Here is a 3,308-nt window from a genome sequence, read left to right as displayed (position 1 = left end):
GAGTTCGCTAATTACTTCTCAATCCTGCCCGACGCAGGGGCGCTGGAAAATCCGCTGTTCACGCAAAATGGCCTAGCAAAGCGCTGCCCGGAAGATTTTCGCTACTCAAGCGATCGAAATGATGTTTGGGTAAATGCGGCTGGCTTTGACCGGCTGTGGCAGGACGAGCAAGACAGCGAAGCCCGCTCGCTGTAGGAAAGGCAGAGCGCTATGCCGCTTAAGATGACCCTAAAGCCCGGCGAACGCATCATCGTGAACGGTGCCGTGCTGGAAAATGGCGGGCATGAGGCGCATTTGGTTTTTCTAAATGATGCGGCTTTTATGCGGGAGAAAGACATCTTAACGGAAGTTGATGCTTTGACTCCCGCATCCCGCGTGTATTTCGCACTGCAATGCGTTTATATCTTTCCTGAGCGTCGCGATCATTACAAGGCGATCTTGGCGGATTTGCTCTCCGACTATGTGCAAGCTGCCCCAAGCGCTTTGGAATTGATTGACCGTATTCAAAAACTTGTCGAACAGGGCGAGTATTATCAAGCCCTCAAGGCCGTGCGCCTGCTCATCGCGCATGAAAAAGAGAGGTTGGAGCATGTCAGTACCACCACCGAAAGCGTATCCGACACAGCCGCCAGTGGGCAATCCGGTGCAAACTCTGGCATGGGGATTGATCCAAGCGGCGAAGCGTCTGGATGACGCCTCTAAGCTATCAGACGATAAGGATAGTCTGTTAGCGGCAGTACGGCTTAACTGGAAACTCTGGACGATCATTCAGGCTGATATTCTGGATGATACCAGCCTATTATCTTTGGAAGTTCGCCAGAGTCTTTTAGACTTATCGAATTTTATTGATAAGCATAGCGTTGGAATTATTGCTGCGCCGGATGTAGGAAAATTGCCGGTTCTCGTCGATATCAATAAAAACATTGCGGCTGGACTCTTCGACTCTTTGCGGAACCCCTCCGAAGATCAACCTGCTGCTGTTGATGGTTCGCCGGATGAGGCCCCCGTCGGCAACGCTGAAAAAATCAGCACCAGCGCATAGTTGTTTGAAAGTAGGAAAAATTATGACCTCCATTGACGCGCCCCTCGTATCGACGAACGCAGACGTTCAGGCTCATTTGCGTGCGGCTATGGCTGCCCTGAGAATAGGGGATATCGAAACGGCGGCGCGCGAGGCGGACGCGGCCCGTGCTGTCAATCAATCTCCTCATGTCCTCATCGTTTTTGCAGCGATTGCCCATAGCATGGGGCGGCACGTTGATGCTTTAGGAATGCTAGAACACGCCAGTCAGTTGGAGCCATCCATTGGGAATTATCCGGATGCGGCTGCCGCGATTCTCTTAAAACTCGGCCGAAAAACTGATGGTATGTTTAACTTAAAACTTGGCACTCATCTGCCTTCAGATCCTTTTATTGCGGAAATTATTGGAGATTATTTTGGGGATGTAAAAGAGATATTCGATAGCTTTATTGTTGACCGCCCCCTGCGAACTGCAGAGCTGATGATGTCGCAAAATATGTATGCGGCGGCTCTTCATCAGCTCGAGGTGTATATTGGCGTTTCAGGCGGTGATAGTCTTAGTTTCGCCATGATTGCAGAGTGTGCATTGCAACTTGGTAAAGCGGTTCACGCGCAAGTGGCGTTGGATGCCTTGCGCACCCTCGACGCGGGTAATAAGGCTTTGCCAAGTTTGGAATTGCGTCTTGCCGTTTTAAAAGGCGATCCCGCCCTGATCGAGGCTCAGTTTGCAGCGCTAAGACCACCAGAAGATATGGTTGAGGCAACGACACGCATGCAGACAATGGTTGCATCACCTTATTTCGATTCTGCGGCGATTAGTTTGGCGTATAAGGCCATCGCTGCCTTTGTTAGGCCGATTGCTGATCTCGATCCGCCGAATTTTAAGACATCGGATGCTGCACCAACCTTGGGTTTTCTCTGCGAGGTTGTTGATCCTGCTCTCGAGAATTTAATCCTAGCACTAAAAGAACATGCCAATATTAAAGTCTATGCCTTGAGCTCGACAGAACCGTCAAGTCAAAAGCGCTTGAAGAGTTCTATTGAAGATTTGCGGCAGGCTTTCTCAATCGACGATGCAACTTTAGCAGAAATGATTCGGATGGATGAGGTGTCCATTCTGTTTGACTGTCATCCGATTGGGAACTTCAGCCGACCCGCTGTTTTGCGCTCCCGTGTGGCGCCAATCCAAATACTATGGTTGAGGGAAGATGGTTACGATGACCCCGAGAGCTACGATTATTATTTAGCCGATAGTTTATGCGAAGACAAAGATGGTCGGGTCTTAAAATTACAGAACTTCCTAAGTTATCCAATTCCTGCTTTAGAGGTAATGGGACGAATTGTGGATTTGCGCGGAAAGCGTGAATCATCAAAGCGTGAGGCTAGCGATCAAGTACGATTGCTGGCACCCCATATTGCGTCAATGGTATCTGATGCGCTGTTGAGGTGCTGGATGGATATATTGGCAGAAGTGCCGGCGGCCACACTCGCCTTGATCGGGCCATCGGATATAAACGATCCCTATGTACAAAGAATTCTTATCGCGGCCGATAAAAGGTCGTTAACTTCACGGATTGACTTGATCGACCCTGAAGATTTTAAGGAAACCTTGTACGATATTTTGCTTGATACCGATCTGATTCTCGATAGCTTCCCGCGCGGGAATCGGGATGCGATGCGAGAGGCCCTCCTAATCGGCTGTCCCATCGTTACGCTGGCGGGTAAAGAGCCCTATAACTCAGTCTCGTCTACTTTAGCTCGGAGCGGAGCGCAACTTAGCGCGATTGCGGAAGACGTGGCTGATTATACCGCCAAGGCGGTTGCCCTTGCGTCGAATGAAGGGGCCCGAGAGCAGTTTAACGCGAGCCTTAGAAAAATGCATAAAGACCTGACTTTGGCGGTCTATGAGACGCCAGCCGCCGAATTGTTTGAAAAATCAGATGCGCTTTGGCGTAACTGGTGTAAAGTGAACGCTTAGAAATCCTATCGGCAGAAAGCTGGAGGCTGACATGGCTAATTTTTCTTCTTTTTTCAGTACCAATACGTTCGGCAACGCTCTGATCAAACAGAGCCAGAATACGGCTCGGCTTGCGTTCGAAGTCCGATTTCAGGCCGTAAAACGCCGTTTGGACATAGAAACAAACGTTAAGCGGGAAGAATATAATAATATGGATAAAACTCTTGAGCCGGTTCTTGCCGGTCTCAAGAGAGAGAAAACTAAGATTAAGCAGGAAATGGATAAAAWTTGGTGATTACCTTGTAACGTCTCAGGCAAACTAAGAAAACT

Annotated in this window: 5 protein-coding genes; all 5 read left to right on the top strand. The window is 49.3% G+C overall.

From position 1 onward, the window contains the following. Positions 1–195 (top strand): hypothetical protein (locus tag VZ95_RS26330; RefSeq protein ID WP_045777524.1); only part of this gene is annotated, 195 nt, incomplete at its 5' end. A 15-nt stretch (positions 196–210) separates the two neighbouring features. Continuing rightward, a complete protein-coding gene (locus VZ95_RS20575; RefSeq protein ID WP_045777523.1) occupies positions 211–693 on the top strand; it encodes a flagellar biosynthesis repressor FlbT in 483 nt (160 codons plus the stop codon). Beyond that, complete coding sequence (locus VZ95_RS20570; protein WP_045777522.1) at positions 665–1,042, top strand: flagellar biosynthesis regulator FlaF; 378 nt, start codon at positions 665–667, stop codon at positions 1,040–1,042. Before VZ95_RS20575 ends, VZ95_RS20570 begins: the two co-directional genes overlap by 29 nt. A 22-nt stretch (positions 1,043–1,064) precedes the next feature. Continuing rightward, the gene (locus tag VZ95_RS20565) at positions 1,065–2,999 is read left to right on the top strand and encodes a tetratricopeptide repeat protein (RefSeq protein ID WP_045777521.1); all 1,935 of its coding nucleotides are present in this window, start codon (positions 1,065–1,067) and stop codon (positions 2,997–2,999) included. 31 nt (positions 3,000–3,030) lie between these two features. Beyond that, positions 3,031–3,273 (top strand): hypothetical protein, encoded by a 243-nt coding sequence (locus VZ95_RS20560; protein ID WP_045777520.1) that lies wholly within the window; start codon positions 3,031–3,033, stop codon positions 3,271–3,273. Positions 3,274–3,308: the final 35 nt, after the last annotated feature.

The organism is Elstera litoralis (assembly GCF_000963705.1).
GTDB classification, from domain to species: Bacteria; Pseudomonadota; Alphaproteobacteria; order Elsterales; family Elsteraceae; genus Elstera; species Elstera litoralis.
This window is presented reverse-complemented; position numbering and strand designations above follow the sequence as displayed.

Coding starts and splice junctions, on each gene's coding strand:
- VZ95_RS20575 (WP_045777523.1), top strand. CDS start 211: ATGCCGCTTAAGATGACCCTAAAGCCCGGCGAACGCATCATCGTGAAC.
- VZ95_RS20565 (WP_045777521.1), top strand. CDS start 1,065: ATGACCTCCATTGACGCGCCCCTCGTATCGACGAACGCAGACGTTCAG.